Here is a 24,544-nt window from a genome sequence, read left to right as displayed (position 1 = left end):
GGGCGCGGCCGGCGGCCACCCGGGGATCAGTACCCGGCGGTGAAGCGGGTCCTGTGGTGGCGGGGCCGCTCGGCCTCGTCCAGCAGCGCCACCGCCAGGTCCTCCATGGATATCGCCGAGTCGCCCTTGGCATCGACCAGCAGTTCATCGGTGCCCAGCCGGTAGCGGCCCGTGCGCACTCCCGGCTCCAGCAGCGCGGACGGGCTCAAGTAGGCCCAGTCCACCGCGGTTTCCGCGCGGCAGACGGCGAGCTGCTCGTTGCACGCCAGCGCGATCGGGCGCCACGAGGCGGGGAAGCCGGGTCCGTCGACGACGGTGACGCCCCCGGTGCCGGGCACGGTCAGGCTGCCCGCGCCGCCGACGACCAGCAGCCGGACGCCGGTCCCGGCGAGCCCGGCCAGCAACCCCCGGGTGGCCGTGACGAGTTCGCCCTCGCTGCCGGGGGCGGGACGGGTCGCTCCGATCACCACGTCCTGGCCGGCGCTCAGTTCGGCCACGTCGTCGGCGTTCGCGGCGTTGCCCGCCCGTGCGTCGGCGGCGGCCGGCAGCTCGGGGAAGCGGGCCGGATCGCGCACGACGGCGGTGACCTGATGGCCCCGCGCCAGCGCCTCGGCCACCACCCGGCGCCCTACGTTGCCCGCTGCTCCGAAGACGGTGATGCGCATCAATCTCAGCTCCTGCTCGATGAGTTGTCGATGGGGACGGACGAGGGGTTCCGGACGTCGCCGGCTTCGGGGGCGCCGCCGGTAGCGGTGCCGGCGCCCCGGAACCACGGCGGTCCGCCGGGGCCCGGCCGGTGCGCAGCGTTCCGCGTCTGGGCCACGACGAGGGCGGCGAGGACGATCAGCCCGCCCAGGATCTGGGCCGCGGTGAGCTCCTGGTCCAGGACGAGCCAGCCGAGCACCGTGGCGACCACGGGACTGAGCAGACCGAGGAACGTCACGCTGGTGGGCGACAGGTCGCGGATCCCCCGGAACCACAGGGCGTAGGCGAATGCCGCGCCGATGATCGAGAGATAGCCGTAGCCGGCCAGGTTCTCGGCTGTCAGGTTCGCCGGGGGCGGGCCTTCGACGAGGAGGGCGACCGGGAGCAGCAGCAGGCCGCCCGCGACGAGCTGCCAGCCGGTGGTGGCGAGCAGCGGTGCGGGTGACGTCCACCGCTTGCTGAGCACCACTCCGGTGGCCATCACGACGGCCCCGCCGACAGCGGCCGCGACACCGATCGCGTCGAGCCGCGCGTCGGCCCGCAGCACGAGCAGGCTGACGCCGGCCACGCCCGCTATGCCGGCCAGGACGGTGCGCGGGGACAGCCGCTCGCCGAGCAGACCGGAGGACAGGCCCGCGACCAGCAGGGGCTGGAGCGCGCCGAGGGTCGCGGCGACCCCGCCCGGCAGCCGGTAGGCGGCGATGAACAGCAGCGCGAGGAACGCCCCGATGTTGAGGGAGCCGAGCACCAGGGCACGCCACCACCACGACCCCTGCGGCAGCCGCCGGGTGAGGGCGACGAGCACGAGGCCCGCGGGAAGCGCGCGCAACAGCGCGGCCAGCAGCGGCCGGTCGGGCGGCAGCAGCTCGGTGGTGACGAGGTAGGTGGTGCCCCAGATCGCGGGCGCCAGCGCGGTCACGACGATGATCCGGACTCGATTACTTAGCACTAAGACAATGTATCTCATCGCTAAGACATTGGTACAGTACTCAGGTGGCAGATCATGTGGACCGCGTGCTGGAGCAGTGGGGAACGCAGCGCCCCGACCTCGACGTCTCGCCGATGGCGGTGATCGGCCGGCTGAAACGGCTCTCGCGGGTGATCGACGCCGAACTCCGCCGTACGTTCGCCGCGCACGGACTCGACGCCGCGTCGTTCGACGTCCTCGCCACGCTGCGCCGCAGCGGCCCCGAGAACCGGCTGACACCGGCCGAGCTGATGCTGGCGGCCATGGTCACCTCAGGAGCCGTCACCCAGCGGCTGGACCGCCTCCAGGACCGCGGCCTGGTGACGCGCACCCCCAGCCCGTCGGACCGCCGTGTGGTGCATGTCGCTCTCACCCGTGACGGCCGCGATCTCATCGACGAGGTGCTGCCCGACCACCTCGCCACCGAGAACCGGCTGCTCGCCGCGCTGACCGAACCCGAGCGGGCGGCCCTCGCCAACGCCCTGCGGCATCTCTCCGAGTCCCTCGGCGACACCATCGACTGACCCGCGCCCGGCCAGAGCCGGACCCGCACCCGACTGACCTGCGGAAACGCAAAGATCCCGCCCGATCGCAGTGATCGGACGGGATCCTCATTGTGGAGCTACGGAGAATTGAACTCCGGACCTCTTGCATGCCATGCAAGCGCTCTACCAACTGAGCTACAGCCCCGCCGTTTCCAGCGGCTCGCGCTGGGAACGAGAAGAAGCTTAACCGGTCTCCGGGGCAGATGCGAAATCCGCCCGGTGATCCACCGGCGAGTGGATCAGTTGTCGTCGCCGAGCACCGGTTCGGGCAGCGTGCCCGCGTTGTGCTCCAGCAGCCGCCAACCGCGCGCTCCCTCGCCCAGCACCGACCAGCAGCAGTTCGACAGACCCCCGAGGGCCTCCCAGTTGCCCGCTTCCAGCCCCAGCAGCCGGCCGATCGTGGTGCGGATCGTGCCGCCGTGGCTGACCACCACGAGAGTGCCGCCGTCGGCCAGCTTGTCGGCCTCGCCCAGCACCACGGGCGCCGCCCGGTCCGCGACCTCGGTCTCCAGCTCACCGCCGCCGCGCCGTACCGGCTCGCCGCGCTTCCAGGCGGCGTACTGCTCGCCGTGCCGCGCCACGATCTCCGTGTGGGTCAGACCCTGCCAGTCCCCCGCGTACGTCTCGCGCAGCCCCTCGTAGTGGGTCACACCGAGGCCGGTCACGGCGGCCAGCTCGGCGGCCGTCGCGGAGGCGCGCTGCAGGTCGGACGCGATGATCGCGGCCGGTTCGAGAGCGCCGAGCAGCCTGGCGGCGCGCCGGGCCTGGGCGATACCGTCCGCGGTCAGCGGGATGTCGGTACTGCCCTGGAAGCGCTGCTCCAGGTTCCACTCGGTCTGGCCGTGCCGCCAAAGAACGATCCGGCGGCCGCGGCCCGTCGTGTGCCCGTTCAGCTCAGGTCTCCATCCGCTTCGGCCGCGTACAGCTTCGCGTGCTCCTCGCCCTTGCCACGGGTGGCGACGGCGTCGGCGGGCAGCTCGATCTCGGGGCAGTCCTTCCAGAGCCGCTCGAGGGCGTAGAAAACGCGCTCCTCGGAGTGCTGCACGTGGACCACGATGTCGATGTAGTCGAGCAGCACCCAGCGGCCGTCGCGCTCGCCCTCGCGGCGCACCGGCTTGGTGCCCAGCTCCTTGAGGAGCGCCTCTTCGATGCCGTCGACGATGCCCTTGACCTGCCGGTCGTTCGGGGCGGAGGCCACCAGGAACGCGTCGGTGATGGAGAGGACGTCGCTGACGTCATAGGCGATGATGTCGTGCGCGAGCTTGTCGGCGGCGGCCTGCGCGGCGGCCTTGATGAGCTCGATGGAGTGGTCAGTGGCGGTCACAGGTGAGGCTTTCGGGTCGAGGGCGTGTCTCTCCAGGGTCTCACGCCCCACGGACAGCCCCCGACCCGTTATCCATCAGGCCTGGTCAGGCCCCCTGAGCGGATTCCCGGCCGGTCCGGGGCCGCCGCTCAGGGGGGTGTCAGCCCTTGTAGTCCTTGCCGAGGACGACCGTGATGTCCGCATTCGCGGCGACCGTTCCCTTCTTCACCGCGCCCGCCGGCAGCCCCAGGGTCTTGGCCACATCGGCGGCCGCCGCCTTGCGGGCGTCGTCGGCGTAGAGCACCTCGGAGGCCGGCTGCGACGACGGGGCCGTACCGCCCGCCACGTAGGTGTACACGCCGCCGTTCAGGATCGCGGCCTGGGCCAGGCCCGCCGCCTTCTTGTCGCCGGAGGCGTCCTTGATCAGCACCCTGGCCTGCGCCGAGGCCCCGGCGTTCTTCACGGTGCCGCCCAGCACGTCCTTCACGACGCTCTCGGTGGCCTGCGCGCTCAGCGTCCCGTTCGGCTGCACCGGCAGCAGCGCGGTGCTGTAGGTCCCCGTCTTCGCCTGCTCCGCGAGCTGCGCCAGCGAGGCGCCGAGCGCGTTGACGGGCAGCGACGGGTCCGGGATCGAGTTCAGCGCCTCGACGGTCTTCGTCGCCGAGGCGGAGTCGCTCGGCATCTTCGCCAGGACGGCCTGCATGACCTGGCCGAAGCGGATGAGCTGCTTGGCCTGTGCCTCGCCGGGCCCGCGGTGGGTGGCGTACGCGACGGCCCCCTGGCCGTTCAGCTCCTGCGCCTTGCCCTGGGTGACCAGGACCTTGCCCGCGTCCTTCTGCGTGCCGTTCACCGCGGTGTCGGTGTCCAGGGTGATGCCGCCGAGGGACTCGACGAGGATCTCCAGATACGGGGTGTCCAGCCGCCAGCTGCCCTTGATGTCGGACCCGAGGAGCGTGTTCAGCCCCTGCCGGGTCGGCTCCTGGCCCTGGTCGATCTGCTTGCCGAGGGTGGTCGAGCCGCCGTCGTCGGTACTGAGGGCGAGCGTGTTCGGCAGCAGCACCGTGGTGCCCTTGCCGGTGGTCTGGTTGCTGACCAGCAGCGCCGTGGAGGACTCCGAGCCGTCCACCGGCCGCAGGTTCACCACGATCACATCGCGCTTCTGGCCGCCCGCGCCGGCCGCCGCCGTGTTCTTGCCCGAGCCGCCGAGGCCGGGGATCCGGCCGGTCTTCCAGAGGTAGCCGGCGCCACCGACCAGCGCCACCACGACCAGCAGCACCAGGGCGATCTTGCGCTTGCGGCCACGCCGCTTGGTCTCGGCACGGCGTTCGGTGCGGGACTCCGAGAACTTCAGCCAGTCGATGACCTCTTCCGACTCCTCGTCGTCCTCGTCGACGAAGGCGAACTGCTCGGTGCGGTAGTCCTGTCCGGCCTGCTGCCGCGGCGGTCCGGCGTCGGGCCCGGGGACCTGCGCGGGCACCGGGGCGGGCGCCGCGTAGTACGGCTGAGCGGGCGGCGCGCCGTACTGCGGCTGCTGCTGGTACTGCGGGTCCTGGTACGGCGGCTGCTGCAAGGGCTGCGGCTGCGCGTACTGGGGGTCCGGATACGGCTGCTGCTGCGGGATCCAGCCCTGCTGCTGCCCCGCGTACGTCTGCGCCGGGTCCGCGTAGTACGGGTCGGCGTACCCCGGCTGCTGCTGCGGCGGCTGCTGTTGCCGGGGCTGCTGCTCCGGCTGCTGTGCATACGGGTCGTATCCGTACTGCTGCTGGTAGTAAGGGTCCTGGGGCGCGGGCGGGTCCTGCGGGGCGTTCGGGTCCTGACCGTTCTCAGGACCTCCCTCGGCGTATTGCCAACGGGGGTTTGCGTCGTTCACGAGGACCCCTTCACTGCGATGCGTCCGCTACCCGTCGTCCCGGTAGAGCCTGCGTTTGTCGATGTAGCGCACCACCCCGTCCGGCACCAAGTACCAGACCGGATCGCCCTTGGCCACTCTCTGGCGGCAGTCCGTCGACGAGATCGCCAGCGCGGGAACCTCGACCAGCGAGACCCCGCCCTCCGGGAAGCCCGGATCCGCCAGGGTATGCCCAGGACGCGTCACCCCGATGAAATGCGCGAGGGAGAAGAGCTCCTCGGCGTTCCGCCAGGAGAAGATCTGGTTGAGCGCGTCCGCGCCGGTGATGAAGAAGAGGTCCGCGTCCGCGTGCTCGTCGCGCAGATCCCGCAGGGTGTCGATGGTGTACGTCTTGCCGCCGCGGTCGATGTCACTGCGGCTCACCGAGAACTGCGGGTTGGAGGCGGTGGCGATCACCGTCATCAGATACCGGTCCTCGGGTGGCGAGACCGGTTTGTCGGCCTTCTGCCACGGCCGGCCGGTCGGCACGAAGACGACCTCGTCGAGCTGGAACAGACTCGCCACCTCGCTGGCCGCGACCAGGTGACCGTGGTGGACGGGGTCGAACGTTCCGCCCATCACGCCGATCCGCTTCTTCACGTTCCCAGACATCGCGGAGACTAGTCCCGGTTGAAGCGGGTCGTGATCCACAGCAGGAGGAGCAGCGCGAACAGCGCGCCACCGCCCGTGAGATACGGGCTGAGGCTCTCGTGGTTCCCCCCACCCGACTCCTCGGCGAGGGTGGTCAGTGCGGCAGCTGCGTATGACGTCATGGTCGGCAGGACCTTTGCGGTTTCGAGGGTGGACGGGAAGACTCACGCACATCGTACGGGCGGGCCCTGTGGAACTTAGCGCAGGCTCCGCGCGTCCAGAGTATGTACCGGTTGGCTATCTGGGGGTTGGGTCACTATGTCCGTGCCGAACGATCCGAGCGACTCCACGGAGTCCAGTGGCGGTGCCGCGAAGGTGCCCAGCCGCACGCGCAAGCGCTTCCCGGGGATCTCCTCCAGGGCGTACGAGCATCCCGCCGACCGGTCCGCGCTGGTCGCGCTCCGCAAGCTGACCGGTTTCGACACCGCTTTCAAGGCGCTCAGCGGACTGCTCCCCGAGCGCTCGCTGAGACTGCTGTTCCTCTCGGACTCCGTCCGGGTGAGCGACCAGCAGTTCGCGCACCTGAACGTCATGCTGCTCGACGCCTGCTACATCCTGGACCTGGAGAAGGTCCCGTCGATGTACGTCACGCAGGACCCGCAGCCGAACGCGATGTGCATCGGCATGGACTCGCCGATCATCGTGGTCACCACCGGCCTCGTCGAGCTGCTCGACGAGGAGGAGATGCGGGCGGTCGTGGGCCACGAGGTGGGCCATGCGCTCTCCGGCCACTCGGTCTACCGCACCATCCTGCTGTTCCTGACGAATCTCGCCGTGCGGGTCGCGTGGATCCCGCTGGGCAACCTGGCGATCCTGGCGATCGTCACGGCGCTGCGCGAGTGGTTCCGCAAGTCCGAGCTGTCGGCCGACCGGGCCGGGCTGCTGGTCGGGCAGGACCTGCAGGCGTCGATGCGCGGGCTGATGAAGATCGCCGGCGGCAACCACCTGCACGAGATGAACGTGGACGCGTTCCTGAAGCAGGCCGACGAGTACGAGGCCGCCGGCGACCTGCGCGACTCCGTCCTGAAGATCATGAACGTGCTGCCGCGCACCCACCCCTTCACCACGGTGCGCGCCGCCGAGCTGAAGAAGTGGGCGGCCAGCCGCGACTACCAGCGGCTGATGGACGGGCACTACCCGCGCAGGAGCGAGGACAAGGACACCTCGGTCTACGACACCTTCAAGGAGTCGGCGAACCACTACGCGGAGAACGTCAAGACCAGCAAGGACCCGCTGATGGGCCTGATCCGCGACATATCGACGGGCGCGGGCGACATCGGCGGCAAGCTCAGGAACAAGTTCACCGGTCCGGGCGGCACGCAGACCAGCACCCAGGAGCGGCCGGCGGACGAGACGCAGGACAGCCCCGGGGACAGCCCGGAGAACGGTCCCCGCGCGGAGTGACACCGATTCCCGGGCACCGGCTCCAGGCACCGCCTCCGGGCACCGCCTCCGGGCCGTAACGCCCTCGGGCGCGGCCTAGGGAGCTGCTGAGGACGTGGTGGAGGGCGCCGCCGGGGTACCGGTGGCGCCGTTCGCCAGCCCCGCGCAGACGGATACTGCCGGACGGTCGCGGTCGTACGGATCGGCGGTGGTCGGGCCCTGCGGCGACTGGCCGGCGAGCAGCGGCCGGAAGTAGTCGGCGGCCGGGGCCGTGCAGGACAGCGGTCCGGCGGCGACATCGGCCTGCACCACTTCCATGTGGTGGTCGCGCAGGTCGTCCCGGTCGAAGCGGAACCGCATCTCGCGCCGCACGGTGAACAGCGAGGTGGTGCCCTGCGCCGCCCCGGAACCGGTGACGCCCTGCACCGCGTACACGAAGGTGTGGTCGGCGACGACCTCCAGCCGGTCGTCACCGACCTGGGCCACCGCGATGGTGCCGTTCACCCGTACCTTCTGGTCGGCCAGCCGCACCTTGGCCGGGTCCAGCCGCACCAGCCAGCCGGTCGCCGCGTGCTGCCCGTCGTCGCCAGGGGCGCTCAGGCTGCGGTCGAACTGGTCGACCTGGCCGGGATCGATCAGATCCCGGACGGCGCGCACACCGCCGCCCGTAACCGCTTCCGGGTCGAGCGACGAGGCCACCAGGTACTCCTTGGTGGTGCTGAGCGCCTGCATCACCTGACTCTCGGTGAAGTCCCCGACACGGCGCGCGGTCGGCAGCGGAAGCCCTTCGGCACCGGCCCGGTAGTGCGCGGCCGGATCGTTCGCGTACAGCGACTTCGTGTCCACGGCCGGTACCGGGCCCGGCGGCACCAGCGGTATCAGCGTGATCCGCAGCGGCTCCACCGCATCCGGCCCCGAACTGCTGTACGGATGACGTATGCCCAGGTAGATCGCGGTGCCGAAGGCGACGGCGATGAGTACGACCAGGATCAGGGCCTGGCGCGGGGCGCCGGCGACGGGCCACATATGGCGGACGCGCACCGCCCGCGAGGTCCCGTCCAGCCGCTCACGGGCCGAGTACTCCTGGATACGGGCAGCTCGAACAAACGATTCGTCGAAGACGACGGATCGGTACTCGTCCTCACCACCTCCCGGGACTCCCTCAGGGGCGCCCTCAGGAGGGTCTCCAGGACCGGCCATACCACAAGGTTAAGTCTCCGGAGGCACATATAAACGCCGTGATACGCGACAACTTCTGACAGCAGCTCAGGGAAGCGGGGTCGCGGCGACCGGCGGCAGGGTCTGGCTGCCGACCCGGCCGCTCGACGGAGGCGCAGGTACGGCGGGCTGGCGGCCGCCCCCGGCACCCCGGTACACGGCCGCGAAGGTCAGCGCCACCACGCCGATTCCCATCAGCACGGCGAGCAGCCAGGCGAGTGAACGGTGCCAGCGGACACTGCCGCCGCGGTACGGGCGGCCTTCGGCCATACGGACGTGCTGCAGATACAGGTCGTCGGATTCGCCGGTGTCGTACCGGACGGGATCGGCCGGCGCGGACCCGCCGCCGGAAACGCTTTCGGCCTCGGCACGGGCCCGCGCGGCGGCGAGCATGCGCTGGCGCGCGGTGGGCTCGTGCACGGGCGCGGACCGTACGAAGTCCTCGTCGAAGACCAGGGATGCGAACTCGTCATCATCCGGCATCGCACCAGGGTAGTCCGGCCAACGGCGCTTTGGGCAGGGAGCGGATGAAATACACTGCCCGCCCGCCCAGTTGGCCCTGTGGACGGACCGCCCCGCTACCGGATGTGGCCGTCGCCGGTCACGATGTACTTGGTCGACGTCAGTTCCGGCAGCCCCATCGGGCCGCGGGCGTGCAGTTTCTGGGTGGAAATGCCGATCTCCGCACCGAACCCGAACTCACCGCCGTCCGTGAACCGCGTCGACGCGTTGACGACGACCGCGGCCGCGTCCACCAACTGGGTGAACCGGCGGGCCGCGGGCTGCGAGGTGGTGACGATCGCCTCGGTGTGGCCGGACGACCAGAGCCGGATGTGGTGGACGGCCGCGTCCAGCGAGTCGACGACTCCCGCCGCGATGTCGTAGCTCAGGTACTCGGTCTCCCAGTCCTCCATGGTCGCCGGCACCACGGTGGCCTTGGAGCCGGTCCGCTCGGCCAGCGCCAGCACCCGCTCGTCACCGTGCACGGTCACCCCGGCCTCGGCCAGCGCCGCCAGCGCCAGCGGCAGGAACGCCTCGGCGATGTCCTGGTGCACCAGCAGGGTCTCCGCGGAGTTGCAGACGCTGGGACGCTGCGCCTTGGAGTTGATGAGCACCTCCACCGCCATCGGGAGGTCGGCCTGCGCGTCCACGTAGACGTGGCAGTTGCCGGTACCGGTCTCGATGACCGGCACCGTCGACTGTTCGACGACCGTCCTGATCAGCGACGCTCCGCCGCGCGGGATGAGGACGTCGACCATGCCGCGGGCCCGCATCAGCTCCTTGACGGACTCCCGGCTCTCGCCCGGCACCAGCTGCACCGCGTCGGCCGGCAGCCCGGCACCGCCGACGGCGTCCCGCAGCACCTTCACCAGTGCCTCGTTGGAGGCGTACGCGGAGGACGAACCGCGCAGCAGCACCGCGTTCCCGGACTTCAGGCACAGGGCGGCCGCGTCCACGGTCACGTTCGGCCGGGCCTCGTAGATGATGCCGACCACGCCGAGCGGCACCCGCACCTGGCGCAGATCGAGCCCGTTCGGCAGCGTCGAGCCGCGGACGACCTCGCCGACCGGGTCCGGCAGGCCCGCCACGTCGCGGACGTCGGCGGCGATGGCCGCGACCCGCTCGCGGGTCAGCGTCAGCCGGTCGATGACCGTGTCGCTGCTCCCCGCCGCCCGGGCCCGCGCCACGTCGCGCGCGTTCGCCTCGACGATCTCCTTCGTCCGCACCACCAGCGCGTCGGCGATGGCGAGCAGCGCGTCGTCCTTCACCGAGCGCGGCAGCGGCGCGAGGTCGGCCGCGGCGGCCCTGGCCCGGTAGGCGGCCCGCAGCACGGCGGACTCGGGCAGGGGGGAGGGCAGGGAGGGGGCGTCATGGCTGCTGCTCATGTCAGGCAGCCTACGGCGCCTCCCGGGGACGGCGGGACGGGATTCCGGCCGTTGAGACGGCCCGCCGCCCCGGCCTGCCGGCTCCCCCGCCGGCCGGGCGGGGCGGGACCCGGGCCGGGCTGGGGCACCACTCGGCAGTGGTCAGGGGTGCTGGGGAAACACAGAGACGGCCTAGAAGGGGTGGACACCCACCGGCACGGCCGGCGGGGGGCCGTAGCCCTCGGAGATGCGCTGGTGATAGGTCTCACGGTCGATCACTTCGAGGCCGACCGTCTCCCATGGCGGGAGCTTGGCCGTCGAGCGGTGCTCGCCCCACAGGCGCAGCGCGATGGCCGCGGCATCGTGGAGGTCACGGGCCTCCTCCCAGTACCTGATCTCGGCGTGGTCATGGGCATATCGGCTGGTCAGCAGGAACGGGTGATCGTGCGCGAGCTGTTCCAGCGCGCGTCTGACCTCCGGGAGCGGGGCCCCGGGCCCGGAGACGCTGAGCGTGACGTGCCAGAGCCGGGAGCTGGTGCGCGCTTCCGGCTGATGGTCCGCACTGGTATCCGCTCCGCTGTCGACGCTGACCAGTGCCCGTTCCGTCGTCCCCCGGGGGAACGAACCTGGGCGCCCTCGTCTCACCGGCGGCCTCCCTGTGGCGTTCTGCTTTGCGAGCGCCGCCCGTCCCCGCGGCGGTATTGGCGACTCCTCCGCTTCAAAGTTGACCAGGGTGCGGGCTACCGCGGGGGCGTTTTCGACAAGAAGTCCCCGACTGGGTCTGCCGGGCCGGCCGTTCGCTCAGTGCTGGTGCAGCACAACGAGGTCGTCGCGGTGCACGACCTCGCGCTCGTACGCGGGTCCGAGTTCGCGGGCGAGGTCGTGCGTCGAGCGGCCGAGCAGCCGCGGCAGCTCCCTGGCATCGAAGTTGACGAGGCCTCGGGCGACCGCCCGGCCGGACTCGTCGAGCAGGTCGACCGGGTCGCCGGCCACGAACTGCCCCTCGACGCCGGTCAGTCCGGCCGGCAGCAGCGAGGTACGGCGCTCCGTGACGGCCTTGACCGCGCCCGGGTCCAGGCGCAGCGCGCCGCGCGGGGTGGAGGCGTGCGCGAGCCACAGCAGCCGGTCGGCGGACCGCTTGCCGGTGCGGTGGAAGAGCGTGCCGGTGACGCGGCCGCCGAGGGCGTCGGCGGCGTGGCTGGCGGAGGTGAGCACGACCGGGATGCCGGCGGCGGCCGCGATCCGGGCCGCCTCGACCTTGGTGACCATGCCGCCGGTGCCGACCCCGGCCTTGCCGGCGCTGCCGATGGTGACGCCTTCGAGGTCGGCGGGTCCCGCAACCTCGTCGATCCGGGTGGCGCCGGGCGAGCGCGGGTCGCCGTCGTAGAGGCCGTCCACGTCGGACAGCAGCACCAGCAGGTCGGCGCGGACCAGGTGGGCGACGAGGGACGCCAGCCGGTCGTTGTCGCCGAAGCGGATCTCGTCGGTGGCCACGGTGTCGTTCTCGTTGACGACCGGCACCGCGCCCATGACGAGCAGCTGGTCCAGGGTCCGGTACGCGTTGCGGTAGTGGGCGCGGCGGCTGATGTCGTCGGAGGTCAGCAGCACCTGGCCGACCCGGATCCCGTAGCGGGAGAACGACGCGGTGTACCGCGCCACCAGCAGTCCCTGGCCGACGCTGGCGGCGGCTTGCTGGCGGGCCAGGTCGCGCGGCCGCTTCGCGAGACCGAGCGGGGCGAGGCCTGCGGCGATGGCGCCGGAGGAGACCAGCACGATCTCCTTCGGGCCGTTCTCCCGGGCCGTCGCCAGCACGTCCACCAGCGCGTCGACGCGATCCGCGTCCAGCCCGCCGGAGGCCGTCGTCAGCGAGGACGAACCGACCTTGACCACGACCCTGCGGGCCTCCACCACGTCCTGCCGCGCCGCTGCCACGTACGTCCCCTGTGCTCGCCTGTTCCCGTCGGTCCGCCTGCCCCGATCCGTGCAATCTACGTGATCCGGGGCACCGCGCGGCCGGGCGTATCGCGCCCTGGACACCGCGCCCGGGCACCCGCCGGGGCGACGGGTCCGGGATACGGGTCAGGCCGGCGGATCACAGGTCAGGCCTGCGGGTCCGGGTGCCGCAGCTGCCAGCCGGCCCAGGCCGAGGTGACCATCTGGCGGACGTCGTACCGGGCCGACCAGCCCAGCTCCTTGCCGATCAGCTCGGCCGAGGCGACGACCCGGGCCGGGTCGCCGGCGCGGCGCGGGACGATCTCGGGCGCGAGGTCGGTGTGTCCCGACACCTCGCGGATGAGGTCGATCATCTCCGCCACCGACACGCCCTCGCCGGTGCCGATGTTGAGCTTCAGGGACGCCGAGGGGTCGGCGGTCAGCCGGCGCGCCGCGGCGACGTGGGCGGAGGCGACGTCCTCGATGTGAATGTAGTCACGGACGCAGGTGCCGTCCGGCGTCGGGTAGTCGTCGCCGAAGATCAGTGGCGGCTTGCCCTGGGCCAGTCGCTGGAACACCATCGGCACCAGGTTGAAGATCCCCGGGTCGCCGAGTTCCGCGGAGGCGGCGCCCGCCACGTTGAAGTAGCGCAGCGAGGCGGTGGCCATGCCGTGCGCCCGGCCGACCGCGCCGACCATCCACTCCCCCGTGAGTTTGGTCTCGCCGTAGGGGCTCATCGGGTCGCAGGGGGTCCGCTCGGTGACCAGCTCGACGTCCGGCATGCCGTAGACCGCGGCGGAGGAGGAGAAGAGGAAGCGGCTCACCCCGGCCTCGGCGGCGGCCTCGAGGACCGTCTGCAGGCCGACGACGTTCTCGCGGTAGTAGTGCAGCGGGCGCTCGACCGACTCGCCGACCTGCTTCTTCGCCGCGATGTGCACGATCCCGCGCACCTCGTACTGCCCCAGGACGCGGTCCAGCGCCGCCCGGTCCAGCACGGAACCCTGCTCCAGGGGAACACCGGCGGGCAGCCGCGCCGCGTCACCGGTACTGAGATCGTCGAGGACGACCACCTGTTCACCGCTCTCGACGAGCGCCTTGACGACATGCGATCCGATATATCCGGCGCCGCCGGTGATCATCCAGGTCATCCGGTCAGTCTAAGTCGGTGAGTAGCCATGCGATAAACTCGGAGTGAACCCTCAGCAGGCTGCGCTCCCCCGGAGCAGGACCTCGGTTCGTCATTTCCCGCCACGGAAAGGTTGTCCTGACCCATGGTCCCTCGGCTCTCGGTGGTAGTGCCGATTTACAACGTCGAGATGTTTCTCGAGGAGTGCCTCGAATCCCTCGCCGGCCAGACGCTCCGTGAGCTCGAAGTCATCATGGTCAACGACGGTTCGACGGACAGAAGTGGTGAGATCGCCACCGCCTTCGCCGCCCGCGACCCGCGGTTCCGCCTTGTCGAACAGACGAACGGCGGCCTTGGCCACGCCCGTAACACCGGTGTACGCAACTGCACTCCGGGGGTGGATTACCTCACATTCGTCGACAGCGACGACATCATCCCGGACTACGCCTACGAGCACTTCCTGTCGACGCTGGACGAGACGGGGTCGGACTTCGCGTCCGGCAACGTGTTCACGCTGGACTCGAAAGGCACCGCCCAGTCGGCGATGCACCGCAAGGCCACGGCGACGACGCGGCTGAAGACCCACATCACACGTGACCCGGCACTCATCGCCGACCGGCTCGCCCCCAACAAGGTGTTCCGCCGCACCTTCTGGGACAAGTACGCGATGGAATTCCCCGAAGGTGTGCTCTACGAGGACACTCCGTTGACGGTCCCGGCGCACTTCAGGGCCCGCAGCGTCGACATCCTCGGTGAGCCCACGTACTACTGGCGGCAGCGTGAGGGCGGCGCCGCACCGTCCATCACCCAGCGCCGCACCGAGCTGAAGTCGGTCCGCGACCGCGTGGCCGCCGTCGACTCGGTGAGCCGCTTCCTCGCCGCGCAGCCGGGCAAGGAGTACCGCAAGTACAAGCGCTGGTACGACGAGACGGCCCTCGCCAGCGACATCCGGATCTTCATCAATGTGCTGCCCGACGCGGACCAGGAGTTCCGCGACCTCTTCATGCAGGTCGCCTCGGACTTCCTGAGCCGGGTGGAGCCCCGCGCCCTGGACGCGCTGCCGGCCCTCATGCGGCTGAAGTGGCACCTGATCCGGCACGGCAAGCTGGACGAGCTGCTCGAAGTCCTGTCGTACGAGAAGAAGGAGACCGGCGCGTCCCTGCCGGTCGTCCGGCGGTTCCGCCGCTACGGCAAGTTCCCGTTCTTCGGCAACCGCACCGTGGGTGTGCCGAATCACGTGTACCGCCTCAAGCAGGAACTGGCGCTGCGCACCAAGGTGTCCTCGATCACCTGGCACGGCGACGAACTGAAGATCGAGGGCTTCTCCTACGTCAGCAACCTGAACGTCCACAAGCGGCGGATGTCGCTCAAGGTCATCGCGCTGCGCAACAGCAAGTCCAAGCGCACGCTGGTCATTCCGGCGCGTACGGTCTTCCGTCCCGAGGCCACGTCGACCTCCGGCCAGAACCGCTACTCGTACGACTGGTCCGGCTTCGAGCTGACGGTCAACGCGCAGAAGCTCAAGCAGCGCGGCCACTGGAACGAGTCGACCTGGCGCTTCGCGATCGGCAACCTCAGCCGCGGCCTGCTGCGCAAGGGCGCCCTGAACCCGGGGGCCTTCGGCTCCGGCACCCACCCGCCGGTGCACTACGTCGACGCCGAGACCCGGATCGTCCCGCTGTTCATCGGCGGCCGGCTGCGGCTGCGGGTGGAGAAGGTCCGCGCCCGGGTCACCGGGCACGAACTGACCGACGGATTCATCGAGATCCGCGGAGTGGCGGCCGGCAAGCTCGCCGAGGGCAGCCTGCTGAGCATGCAGCACCTCAAGACCCCCAGCTCGCACGAGTACCCGCTGGAGATCACCGGAAGCTCCCCCAAGGGGCAGACGACCTTCACCGTACGGATCCCGCTGGACGACATCGTCGACGGCCGGATGACGGAGGTCGCACTGTCCTCGGTCAAGGCGCCGGACAGCGAGACCTGGCGCACCGAGATCATCGTTCCCGGTGAGCGCAAGGCACGCCAGCTGATCGCCGACGACGATCTGGCGCCGGGCCGCTACGCGCTGGCACCGTCGGCCTCGGGTCTCCCCCGTGAGCTGGCCCTGCACCGCAACGCACCGGGCTACCTGCTGCTGAGCGACCGGATCGTACGGCCCGTCGTGGACCGGCTGACCTGGCAGTCGGACGGCTCGCTGCTGGTCGAGGGCGAGTGCCCGACCAGCGCCACCGACCCGGCGAACCTGGTGTTGATGCACCGGGCGCACCACGAGGAGAAGGTCTTCCCCGTGACGGTGGCCGACAACCGGTTCACCGCCACCCTCACCGTGCACGCCGTCCCGGGGATGGCCGGCACCCTGCCGCTGCGTCCCGGCCGCTGGAACCTGATGTTCCAGAACTCGGTGGAGGACAACGAGCGCACCCCGGTCGTCATCAGCCCCGCGCTGATCGACGACCTGCCCGCCGAGACCATGGTCGCCGGCCGCAAGTACGTCGCGGCCGCGCACTCCTACGACCGGCTGGCGCTCGAGGTCACCGCGTCGCTGCGGACCGACGAGCAGGGCCCGTACCGGCAGCGCCAGTTGCGGACGCAGTTCTACCCCGAGGCCCGCACCCAGCCGCTGCGCGAGTCCGTGCTGTACGACAGCTACACCGGCAAGCAGTTCTCCGACTCGCCGCGCGCGGTGTTCGAGGAACTGATGCGGCGCGGCGACGACCTGGAGCACCTGTGGGTCGTCCGCGACGAGCAGGTGGAACTGCCGCCGGGCGCGAAGGCCGTCCGCATGTGGGGCCGCGAGTGGTTCGAGGCGCTGGCCCGCAGCCGGTACATCGTCACCAACGCGCACCTGCCGTACTGGCTGAAGCGGCGTCCGGGCCAGGTCGTCGTCCAGGCCTGGCACGGCACCCCGTTGAAGAAGATCGGCCACGACATCGAGGACGTCCAGTTCACCAACGGGCGGTACCTGGAGAACGTGGCGAAGGAGTCGAAGAGCTGGAGCTTCATCGTCTCCCCCAACCGGTTCAGCACGCCGATCCTGAAGCGCGCCTTCGCGTTCGACGGTGAGCTGCTGGAGGCGGGCTACCCGCGCAACGACATGCTCTACGCACCGGAGCGCGACGAGATCGCCCAGAAGGTGCGCGAGCGCATCGGGCTCCCCGCGGGCAAGAAGGTCGTGCTCTACGCCCCGACCTGGCGCGACGACCAGTACTACGGCCCCGGCCGGTACAAGCTCGACCTCCAGGTCGATCTGGTGAAGGCCAAGCAGGAGCTCGGGGACGACTTCGTGCTCCTGGTCCGGCGCCACCCGAACGTGGTGGACACGGTGCCGGGTGCGGGCGAGGGCTTCGTCTGGGACGTCTCGGAGTATCCGGAGATCGGCGAGCTGTTCCTCGCCGCGGACGTTCTGATCACGGACTACTCGTCGCTGATGTTCGACTACGCGAACACCGGCCGCCCGATGCTGTTCTTCACCTACGACCTGGCGCACTACCGCGACCAGCTGCGCGGCTTCTACTTCGACTTCGAGAAGGAGGCCCCCGGGCCGCTGATCTCCACGTCGGACGAGCTGATCGCGTCGCTCAAGGACCTGGACGCGGTGACGGACCGGTACAAGGACGCGTACAAGAAGTTCCAGGACGTCTTCTGCGACCTGGACGACGGCCAGGCCGCCGGCCGGGTCATCGACCGGATGCAGGAGCTGGCGAAGGAGGACTGACCTCCCCGCTCACAGCCGCGAAAGGGCGGCCACCCCTCGGGGTGGCCGCCCTTTCGGGTGAGTCCGGCAGAAGGCGGAGGCAGAAGACCGGAAGGCGGCGGCGTCAGCGGCCGAGCAGCCGGCGCATCCGGGCCTCGGCGACCCTGCGGGCGCCCTGCAGCCCGTCCGCGACCCGCAGCACGAGCGCCCGGCCGCCGGTGACATGCGTCTGGACCAGCAGCACCCGGCCGGTGGGGCGCACCACGATGCCCCGGCGGGGCGCCTGGGCTCCGGCGGCCCGCACCTCCACCGGGGTCGCGGCGCCGTCGGCGTACCGGATCTCGGCCCGTACGTTCCACACGCCCAGCTGCCCGGGGCAGGCCAGCGCCGGTGTCGACAGCCGTACGTCGGCGGTCCAGCCGTCGCCGTCCGGGACCAGCGGTGCCTCCACGCCGACCGCGGGCCGGCTTCCGGTCCGCTCCTCCAGCTCGACATGGATCGTGCGCGGGCCGAGCTCCGCGAGCCGCCCGTACAGCTCGTGCACGTGCAGGCTCAGCCGGGTGCTGCCGCCCGCCCTGACCCGGCCGTCGACGGCCACCGGCAGTTCGGCGGTGGCCAGTAGACCGAGACCCACGGGCGGCGCGGCCGGGTCGTACGGGGGGATCAGCCGGGGCGGGCGGGCGGTCAGCTCCACCAGCCGGCCGAGCTCGGCCGGCTCCGGCGCGGCCAGGATCGCACCGGCGATCCAGCGCGAGACGACAGCCGCGCAGGCGATGCCCTCGGGGTCGAACCCGGCCAGGTAGTCACGGGTGATCCGCCACCAGTCGGCCACGTACTCCCGGTCGCGCTGCGGGAGTTCACGCAAATAGAGCGGCAGGTCGTAGTCGCAGAACTTGGCCTGCGCATGCAGCGCCAGCTCCTCGCGTCCGGCGTTGCGCAGCACCTCGACGACGCCGCGGTGGGCGGTGACGCGGGACTGCCAGTTCCTGATGGCGCCGCGGCTCAGCGAGATCGACAGCTTCGCCGCCTGCCTGCGTACCTGCCAGAGGTAGACGACCTCGTCGGTCACCGCCAGCCGCGGGTCGGCGGCGTAGACCCGCGCGGTGAAGACGAAGTCCTCGTAGTGGAAGGCGCCGTCGGGGAACGTGATGGCGTGCTTCTCCAGGAACGCCCGGCGGTAGAGCTTGTTGACGGACAGGGTGTCCCACAGCATGCGGGGCCGGTCCTCGATCCCCTGGATCACGCTGCCGGGCAGATCGGCACCCGCCGACCGGTCGTAGATCAGCGGGGCCCAGACGGTGGTCGCGCCGTCCGGGAGCTCCACGCGCAGGCACTGGCCGGCGACGACGTCGGCACGCCGCTGCTCGGCGATCGGCAGCAGGGCGCCGATCGCTCCCGGCGGCAGGATGTCGTCACTGTCGAGGAACATCACGTACGGGAAGGCGGCGGCGGCCATGCCGTCGTTGCGCGGTGTCCCGCAGCCCCCGCTGTTCGTCTCCCTGGGGAGGATCCGCACCCGCGGGTCCGCGGCGAGCGGCGCGAGCGCGTCGAGGGTGCCGTCCGTCGAACAGTCGTCGACGACGATCACCTCGCCGACCTCGGACCCCTGCGCGAGCGCGGATTCAACGGCGCTCACGATGCGGGAGGCGTCGTTGTAGACGATCACAACGATGCTGACGTGTCCCATACCCGACCCCATGTCCCTGACCATCAGGAGATCATCTCATCCGGCGCCGGCCGGAAAGTCCCCGAGGAGCGCCTGGTCCGGCGCTCCTCGGGGGTTGTTCGGAACGACTGCTCAGAAGGCTTCGAAGTCGTCGAACTCCTGCTGCGCGTCGTCCTTGTCGCTCTTGTCGCGGCGGCGGTTGACGGCCGGGCGCGGCGGGTCGAAGCGGTGGTCCTCGCCGCGGCGGCCCAGCATCTCGGCACCGGCGGCCATCGTCGGCTCCCAGTCGAAGACGACCGCGTTCTCCTCCTCGCCGATGATGATCTCGTCGCCCGCCTGGGCGCCGGCCTTCACCAGCCGCTCCTCGACACCGAGGCGCGAGAGCCGGTCCGCGAGGTAGCCGACGGCCTCGTCGTTGGAGAAGTCGGTCTGCCGCACCCAGCGCTCGGGCTTCTCGCCGCGGACGCGGTAGGAGCCCTCCTCCTCGGTGACGGTGAAGCCGGCGTCGTCCACCGCGACCGGGCGGATGACGACCCTGGTCGACTCCTGCGCGGGCTTGGCGGCGCGGGTCTCGGCGACGATCTTCGCCAGGGCGAAGGAGAGCTCGCGCAGGCCCAGCCGGGAGACGGCCGAGACCTCGAAGACCTGGTAGCCGCGGGCTTCCAGCTCGGGCCGGATGATGTCGGCGAGGTCCTTGCCGTCCGGCACGTCGATCTTGTTCAGCACGACGATGCGCGGCCGGTCGCCCAGGCCGCCGTACTCGGCCAGCTCGGCCTCGATGACGTCGAGGTCGGTCACCGGGTCCCGGTCGGACTCCAGCGTGGCGGTGTCCAGGATGTGCACGAGCACCGAGCAGCGCTCGACGTGCCGCAGGAACTCCAGGCCCAGGCCGCGGCCCTGGCTGGCGCCCGGGATCAGGCCGGGGACGTCGGCGATCGTGTAGACGACCTCACCGGCGGTGACCACGCCCAGGTTCGGGACCAGGGTGGTGAAGGGGTAGTCGGCGATTTTCGGCTTGGCGGCCGAGAGCACCGAGATGAGCGAGGACTTGCCCGCGCTCGGGTAGCCGACCAGTGCCACGTCGGCGACGGTCTTGAGCTCCAGGACGATGTCCCGGGCCTTGCCGGGCTCGCCGAGCAGCGCGAAGCCGGGGGCCTTGCGGCGGGCCGAGGCCAGCGCCGCGTTGCCCAGGCCGCCGCGGCCGCCCTGGCCGGCGATGAAGGTGGTGCCCTGGCCGACGAGGTCGGCGAGCAGGTTGCCGTCCCGGTCCAGCACGACGGTCCCGTCCGGCACCGGCAGGACCAGGTCCTGGCCCTCGGAGCCGGTGCGGTTGCCGCCCGCGCCGCCCTTGCCGTTGGTGGCCTTGCGGTGCGGGGTGTGGTGGTAGTCGAGGAGCGTGGTGACGTCCTGGTCCACGACCAGGATCACATCGCCGCCACGGCCGCCGTTGCCGCCGTCCGGACCGCCGAGCGGCTTGAACTTCTCCCGGTGAACGGAGGCGCAGCCGTGGCCTCCGTTACCCGCGGCGACATGCAGCTCGACGCGGTCCACGAAGGTGGTCATACGGATTGCCTCCAGATAAATACGGGATTGTCTCAGTACTAACGCACCAAGGGCGGACCCTCTTCCCGCGCGCGGTGCGCGTCGGGGAAGTGGGATCCGCCCTCAGTGGTGTGTCTGTGTTCGTTGCGGAGCCGTATTAGACGGCGGCCGGAACGATGTTCACTACCCTGCGGCCACGCGCGGTGCCGAACTCGACCACACCGGCGGCGAGAGCGAACAGCGTGTCGTCCTTGCCGCGGCCCATGTTCGAACCGGGGTGGAAGTGCGTGCCACGCTGGCGGACGATGATCTCGCCGGCGTTGACGACCTGGCCGCCGAAACGCTTCACGCCGAGAAACTGAGCGTTGGAGTCACGTCCGTTACGGGTGGACGATGCACCCTTCTTGTGTGCCATGTTTTCTCAGTCCCTTACTTCGCAGCCGCGGGGATACCGGTGATCTTGATCGCCGTGTACTGCTGACGGTGACCCTGACGACGGCGGTAACCGGTCTTGTTCTTGTACCGCAGGATGTCGATCTTGACACCCTTGTGGTGGTCCACGATCTCGGCCGCGACCTTGATTCCGGCCAGGACCCACGGGTCACTGGTGACGGAGTCGCCATCGACCACGAGGAGCGTCGAGAGCTCGACCGCGTCGCCCACCTTGCCGGTGGAAATCTTGTCTACCTCGACGACATCGCCAACGGCCACCTTGTGCTGGCGGCCGCCGCTGCGCACGATTGCGTACACGCGGAACTCACTCTCAAGCTCGAATCGGGTACTCCTGAAGCCAGCCATCCCTGTCCTGCATTGGGGGGCCTCTCCCGGCGGACCGGGAGGGATTTGCTCAGGAGCGGGCGCAAAAACGCCGAAGGCCAAGGCTACGGGGCCCGTGGCGCAGGGTCAAACCGGGTGGCCGGGCGGCCGGCGGACGTAGTGCGGAAGGGCGGGCCCGAGGTCTCCGGGCCCGCCCTTCACCGTCTCAAGACGGCTTGTCACACCAGCAGTTGAGCTACTCGCTGTCGGCCGTACCGGCGGTCTTCTTCGTGGCCGCCTTCTTGGCCGGTGCCTTCTTGGCGACGGTCTTCTTGGCCGCCGTCTTCTTCGCCACGGCCTTCTTCGCCGCCGGCGCCTTCTTCGCGGCCGCCTTGCGCGGCGCCCGCTTCTTGGGCTCCGTGACCGCCCCGTCGGCCTCAGCGGCCTCCTGGACGGCCTCCGCGGCCTCGGTGGCGGGCTCGGTGCCGACGACCACCACTGCGGCGCCCTCGGCCGCCGGAGCGGTCACCTCGCGGGTCGCACGGCGGCGGGCCCGGGGCGGTGCGGCGGAGGGAGCGGGCTGCGCCGCCTCCACTGCCGCTTCCACGACCGGCTCCGGCGTCGGCTCGACGACGGGGGCGGCCTCGACCACGGTGACGGGCTCGGCCTCGGAGGAGGCCGGCGAACCCGCCGGGGCGCTCACCTTGCGGGTGGCACGGCGGCGCGTACGGCCCGGGGCCTGCGGCTCCACGACCGGTTCCGCGTCGGGTGCCGGTTCCGCGACAGGCTCCGGCTCGACGACCGGTTCCGGGGCCTCGGCCGCGGGCTCGATCACGAACTCGATCACCTCGGCCGCCGGCGACTGCCGGTCCGCGAAGGGCGCGCCCGCCGGGGCGGTGGCCTTACGGCTCGCCCGGCGGCGGCCGCCACGGCCACGCGACGTCGCCGCGGCCTCGGCCTCGGCGGCGCTGCTGAACCACTCGTCGTCGGTCGCGACCGTCGGCACCAACTCGGCCTCGGTCACCGCGACAGGCTCCAGCTCCGGGTACTCGTCCGCGTCCTCGTGCGCCTCGTACTCGTCGTTCTCGGTGTCGTTGCCGTTCTCGTTCTCGGTGTCGTGCTCGTGCGTGTGCTCGTCGCCCGCACCGGTCCCGGCCTTGCCGCGGCGCTTGCGCTTGCCGCCGCCACCGGTGGTCGTCGCCTGGTCCATGTGGACGATGACGCCGCGCCCGCTGCAGTGCACGCAGACCTCGGAGAACGACTCCAGCAGGCCCTGGCCGACCCGCTTGCGGGTCATCTGCACCAGACCGAGCGAGGTGACCTCGGCGACCTGGTGCTTGGTCCGGTCCCGGCCCAGGCACTCCAGCAGCCGCCGCATGACGAGGTCGCGGTTGGACTCCAGGACCATGTCGATGAAGTCGATGACGACGATGCCGCCCAGGTCGCGCAGCCGCAGCTGGCGCACGATCTCCTCGGCCGCCTCCAGGTTGTTCTTGGTGACGGTCTCCTCGAGGTTGCCGCCCTGACCGGTGAACTTGCCGGTGTTGACGTCGACGACGATCATCGCCTCGGTCTTGTCGATCACCAGCGAACCGCCGGACGGCAGCCAGACCTTGCGGTCCAGCGCCTTCAGCAGCTGCTCGTCGATCCGGTACGTCGCGAAGACGTCGACCTCGGAGGTCCACCGGCTGAGCCGGTCGGTCAGGTCCGGAGCGACATGGTGGACGTACTCGTTGATCGTCTCCCACGCCTCGTCACCGCTGACGATGACCTTGGTGAAGTCCTCGTTGAAGATGTCGCGGACGACGCGGACCGTCATGTCCGGCTCGCCGTAGAGCAGCGTCGGGGCGTTGCCGCCCTTGGCGCGCTTCAGGATGTCGTCCCACTGGCCCTGCAGCCGGTCGACGTCGCTGCGCAGCTCCTCCTCGCTCGCACCCTCGGCGGCGGTGCGCACGATGACGCCCGCGTCCTCGGGGACGATCTTCTTGAGGATGGTCTTGAGCCGGGCGCGCTCGTTGTCGGGCAGCTTGCGGCTGATGCCGGTCATCGAGCCCTCGGGCACGTAGACCAGGTAGCGGCCGGGCAGCGAGATCTGGCTGGTGAGGCGGGCGCCCTTGTGGCCGATCGGGTCCTTGGTGACCTGCACCAGGACCGACTGGCCGGACTTCAGCGCGCTCTCGATCCGGCGCGGACCGTGGCCCATGCCGAGCGCCTCGAAGTTGACCTCGCCGGCGTACAGCACCGCGTTGCGGCCCTTGCCGATGTCGACGAAGGCGGCCTCCATGGACGGCAGCACGTTCTGGACCTTGCCCAGGTAGACGTTGCCGACGTACGAGGTGGCCTGCTCCTTGTTCACGTAGTGCTCGACGAGGACGTTGTCCTCCAGCACGCCGATCTGGGTGCGCTCACCGCTCTGCCGGACGACCATGACGCGCTCGACGGCCTCGCGGCGGGCCAGGAACTCGGCCTCGGTGATGATCGGGACGCGGCGGCGGCCCTGCTCACGGCCCTCACGGCGGCGCTGCTTCTTCGCCTCCATGCGGGTGGAGCCCTTGATGGACGTCACCTCGTCGAAGCCGGTGCCCAGGCTGGGCTCGGCCTTGGCGCGCGGCTCACGGACCTTGACGACCGTGCGCTCCGGGTCGTCGGCGACCGTGCCGTCGTCCCCGCCCGAGTCGCCACTGCGGCGCCGGCGACGGCGCCGGCGACGGCTGCTGGTGGAGCCGTGATCGTCGTCGTCCTGGCCACCGTCCGACGCCTCGGCGTCGTCCTCGGTGTCGTCCTCGTGCTCCTCGTCCTCGGCCGACTGCTCGTCGCCCTCGGCGGACTCGCCACGGCGACGGCGGCGGCCACCACGGCGGCGGCGGCGCGACGGACGGTCGTCCGACTCGTCGTCGTCCTCGTCGGACACGGTCTCCTCGGACACCGCGTCGGCGGTCTCGTCCTCGGCCTCGACGGGCGCGGCTTCGGTCACCACGTCCTCGGCCGGGGCGCCGCGGCGACGGCGGCGGCGACGCGAACCGCCCTCCTGCTCGTCGTCCTCGTCACGGGACCGGACGGCCGGAGCCGGCGGCTCCTCCTGGACCGGTTCGGCGGCGACGGGGGTGGTGACGTGCTCGGCGGCCTGGAAGACCGGCGGCTGGAAGACCATCGTCGGCGGGCGCACCGCACGGCGGCGGCCACGGGTCGGCGCCGGCTCGGCCGGAGCCTCCTCGGGCTCGACGGCCACCGGCGCGGCGGTCTCCTCGGGCTCGGCGGGCTCGACCGGACGGGCGGCCTCGACGGCCTGCTCGGCGGCGACGG

21 protein-coding genes and 1 tRNA gene are annotated in these 24,544 nt (G+C 71.0%); 3 read left to right on the top strand and 19 right to left on the bottom strand.

Annotation, left to right across the window (positions count from 1 at the left end; genetic code table 11):
* Positions 1–26: 26 nt before the first annotated feature.
* Both G3I60_RS14880 and G3I60_RS14875 read right to left on the bottom strand, forming a co-directional pair.
* A complete protein-coding gene (locus tag G3I60_RS14880) occupies positions 27–665 on the bottom strand; it encodes an NAD(P)-dependent oxidoreductase (RefSeq protein WP_164293972.1) in 639 nt (212 codons plus the stop codon).
* 5 nt (positions 666–670) lie between these two features.
* The gene (locus G3I60_RS14875; RefSeq protein WP_343241027.1) at positions 671–1,654 is read right to left on the bottom strand and encodes an EamA family transporter; all 984 of its coding nucleotides are present in this window, start codon (positions 1,652–1,654) and stop codon (positions 671–673) included.
* A gap of 44 nt (positions 1,655–1,698) precedes the next feature.
* On the opposite strand from G3I60_RS14875, the gene G3I60_RS14870 reads away from it, so the two are divergent.
* Positions 1,699–2,196 carry a MarR family winged helix-turn-helix transcriptional regulator gene (locus tag G3I60_RS14870; protein WP_138353144.1) on the top strand — a complete coding sequence of 166 codons (498 nt, stop codon included), beginning with the start codon at positions 1,699–1,701 and terminating at the stop codon, positions 2,194–2,196.
* A 93-nt stretch (positions 2,197–2,289) separates the two neighbouring features.
* Here G3I60_RS14870 and G3I60_RS14865 read toward each other — a convergent pair.
* From G3I60_RS14865 to G3I60_RS44590, 6 genes are all read right to left on the bottom strand, one after another.
* A tRNA-Ala gene (locus G3I60_RS14865) sits at positions 2,290–2,362 on the bottom strand.
* A 94-nt stretch (positions 2,363–2,456) separates the two neighbouring features.
* A complete protein-coding gene (locus tag G3I60_RS14860) occupies positions 2,457–3,110 on the bottom strand; it encodes a histidine phosphatase family protein (RefSeq protein WP_239069862.1) in 654 nt (217 codons plus the stop codon).
* Positions 3,107–3,541 carry a ribosome silencing factor gene (gene rsfS / locus G3I60_RS14855; protein ID WP_138353142.1) on the bottom strand — a complete coding sequence of 145 codons (435 nt, stop codon included), beginning with the start codon at positions 3,539–3,541 and terminating at the stop codon, positions 3,107–3,109. The genes G3I60_RS14860 and rsfS overlap by 4 nt, the downstream gene beginning before the upstream one ends.
* 139 nt (positions 3,542–3,680) lie before the next feature.
* The gene (locus tag G3I60_RS14850) at positions 3,681–5,390 is read right to left on the bottom strand and encodes an LCP family protein (RefSeq protein WP_164293970.1); all 1,710 of its coding nucleotides are present in this window, start codon (positions 5,388–5,390) and stop codon (positions 3,681–3,683) included.
* A gap of 27 nt (positions 5,391–5,417) precedes the next feature.
* Positions 5,418–6,020 (bottom strand): nicotinate-nucleotide adenylyltransferase, encoded by a 603-nt coding sequence (gene nadD / locus G3I60_RS14845; RefSeq protein ID WP_164293969.1) that lies wholly within the window; start codon positions 6,018–6,020, stop codon positions 5,418–5,420.
* An 8-nt stretch (positions 6,021–6,028) separates the two neighbouring features.
* The gene (locus G3I60_RS44590; protein ID WP_187144878.1) at positions 6,029–6,181 is read right to left on the bottom strand and encodes a hypothetical protein; all 153 of its coding nucleotides are present in this window, start codon (positions 6,179–6,181) and stop codon (positions 6,029–6,031) included.
* A 142-nt stretch (positions 6,182–6,323) separates the two neighbouring features.
* Between G3I60_RS44590 and G3I60_RS14840 the strand changes: the two genes are divergently transcribed.
* Positions 6,324–7,463, top strand: coding sequence for a M48 family metallopeptidase (locus G3I60_RS14840; RefSeq protein ID WP_343241026.1), 1,140 nt, complete (start codon positions 6,324–6,326; stop codon positions 7,461–7,463).
* 75 nt (positions 7,464–7,538) lie between these two features.
* Here the strand turns inward: G3I60_RS14840 and G3I60_RS14835 are convergent, their stop codons facing one another.
* The 6 genes from G3I60_RS14835 to galE form a co-directional block, all read right to left on the bottom strand.
* Positions 7,539–8,642: a hypothetical protein gene (locus tag G3I60_RS14835; RefSeq protein ID WP_138353138.1), complete on the bottom strand. Its 1,104-nt coding sequence runs from the start codon at positions 8,640–8,642 to the stop codon at positions 7,539–7,541.
* 66 nt (positions 8,643–8,708) lie between these two features.
* Positions 8,709–9,143: a hypothetical protein gene (locus G3I60_RS14830; protein WP_138353137.1), complete on the bottom strand. Its 435-nt coding sequence runs from the start codon at positions 9,141–9,143 to the stop codon at positions 8,709–8,711.
* Between the two features lie 95 nt (positions 9,144–9,238).
* A complete protein-coding gene (locus tag G3I60_RS14825; RefSeq protein WP_138353136.1) occupies positions 9,239–10,546 on the bottom strand; it encodes a glutamate-5-semialdehyde dehydrogenase in 1,308 nt (435 codons plus the stop codon).
* 171 nt (positions 10,547–10,717) lie between these two features.
* Positions 10,718–11,170, bottom strand: coding sequence for a hypothetical protein (locus tag G3I60_RS14820; RefSeq protein WP_138353135.1), 453 nt, complete (start codon positions 11,168–11,170; stop codon positions 10,718–10,720).
* 156 nt (positions 11,171–11,326) lie between these two features.
* On the bottom strand, positions 11,327–12,457 hold the full coding sequence (gene proB / locus G3I60_RS14815) for a glutamate 5-kinase (protein WP_343241943.1): 1,131 nt from the start codon (positions 12,455–12,457) through the stop codon (positions 11,327–11,329).
* Positions 12,458–12,624: 167 nt separating this feature from the next.
* A complete protein-coding gene (gene galE / locus G3I60_RS14810) occupies positions 12,625–13,605 on the bottom strand; it encodes a UDP-glucose 4-epimerase GalE (protein ID WP_138353134.1) in 981 nt (326 codons plus the stop codon).
* A gap of 123 nt (positions 13,606–13,728) precedes the next feature.
* On the opposite strand from galE, the gene G3I60_RS14805 reads away from it, so the two are divergent.
* Positions 13,729–17,298: a bifunctional glycosyltransferase/CDP-glycerol:glycerophosphate glycerophosphotransferase gene (locus G3I60_RS14805; RefSeq protein WP_269285055.1), complete on the top strand. Its 3,570-nt coding sequence runs from the start codon at positions 13,729–13,731 to the stop codon at positions 17,296–17,298.
* A 103-nt stretch (positions 17,299–17,401) separates the two neighbouring features.
* Here G3I60_RS14805 and G3I60_RS14800 read toward each other — a convergent pair whose 3' ends face one another.
* The 5 genes from G3I60_RS14800 to G3I60_RS14780 all read right to left on the bottom strand — a co-directional run.
* Entirely contained in the window at positions 17,402–18,964 is a 1,563-nt protein-coding gene (locus tag G3I60_RS14800) for a glycosyltransferase family 2 protein (RefSeq protein WP_239069851.1), read from the bottom strand.
* 111 nt (positions 18,965–19,075) lie between these two features.
* Positions 19,076–20,506, bottom strand: a complete 1,431-nt coding sequence (obgE, locus tag G3I60_RS14795) for a GTPase ObgE (RefSeq protein ID WP_138359419.1) — start codon at positions 20,504–20,506, stop codon at positions 19,076–19,078.
* A gap of 136 nt (positions 20,507–20,642) precedes the next feature.
* Complete coding sequence (rpmA, locus tag G3I60_RS14790; RefSeq protein ID WP_138359421.1) at positions 20,643–20,900, bottom strand: 50S ribosomal protein L27; 258 nt, start codon at positions 20,898–20,900, stop codon at positions 20,643–20,645.
* Between the two features lie 14 nt (positions 20,901–20,914).
* Positions 20,915–21,235, bottom strand: coding sequence for a 50S ribosomal protein L21 (gene rplU / locus G3I60_RS14785; RefSeq protein WP_138359423.1), 321 nt, complete (start codon positions 21,233–21,235; stop codon positions 20,915–20,917).
* Positions 21,236–21,497: 262 nt separating this feature from the next.
* Positions 21,498–24,544: Rne/Rng family ribonuclease (locus G3I60_RS14780; protein WP_164607203.1), on the bottom strand; the 3,047-nt coding region annotated here is incomplete at its 5' end.

Origin of the sequence: Streptomyces sp. SID13666, from assembly GCF_010548325.1 — a bacterium.
Taxonomy (GTDB): Bacteria; Actinomycetota; Actinomycetes; order Streptomycetales; family Streptomycetaceae; genus Actinacidiphila; species Actinacidiphila fildesensis.
Note: the sequence above shows the minus strand (reverse complement) of the source record. Positions and strands in the feature narration are given on the sequence as shown.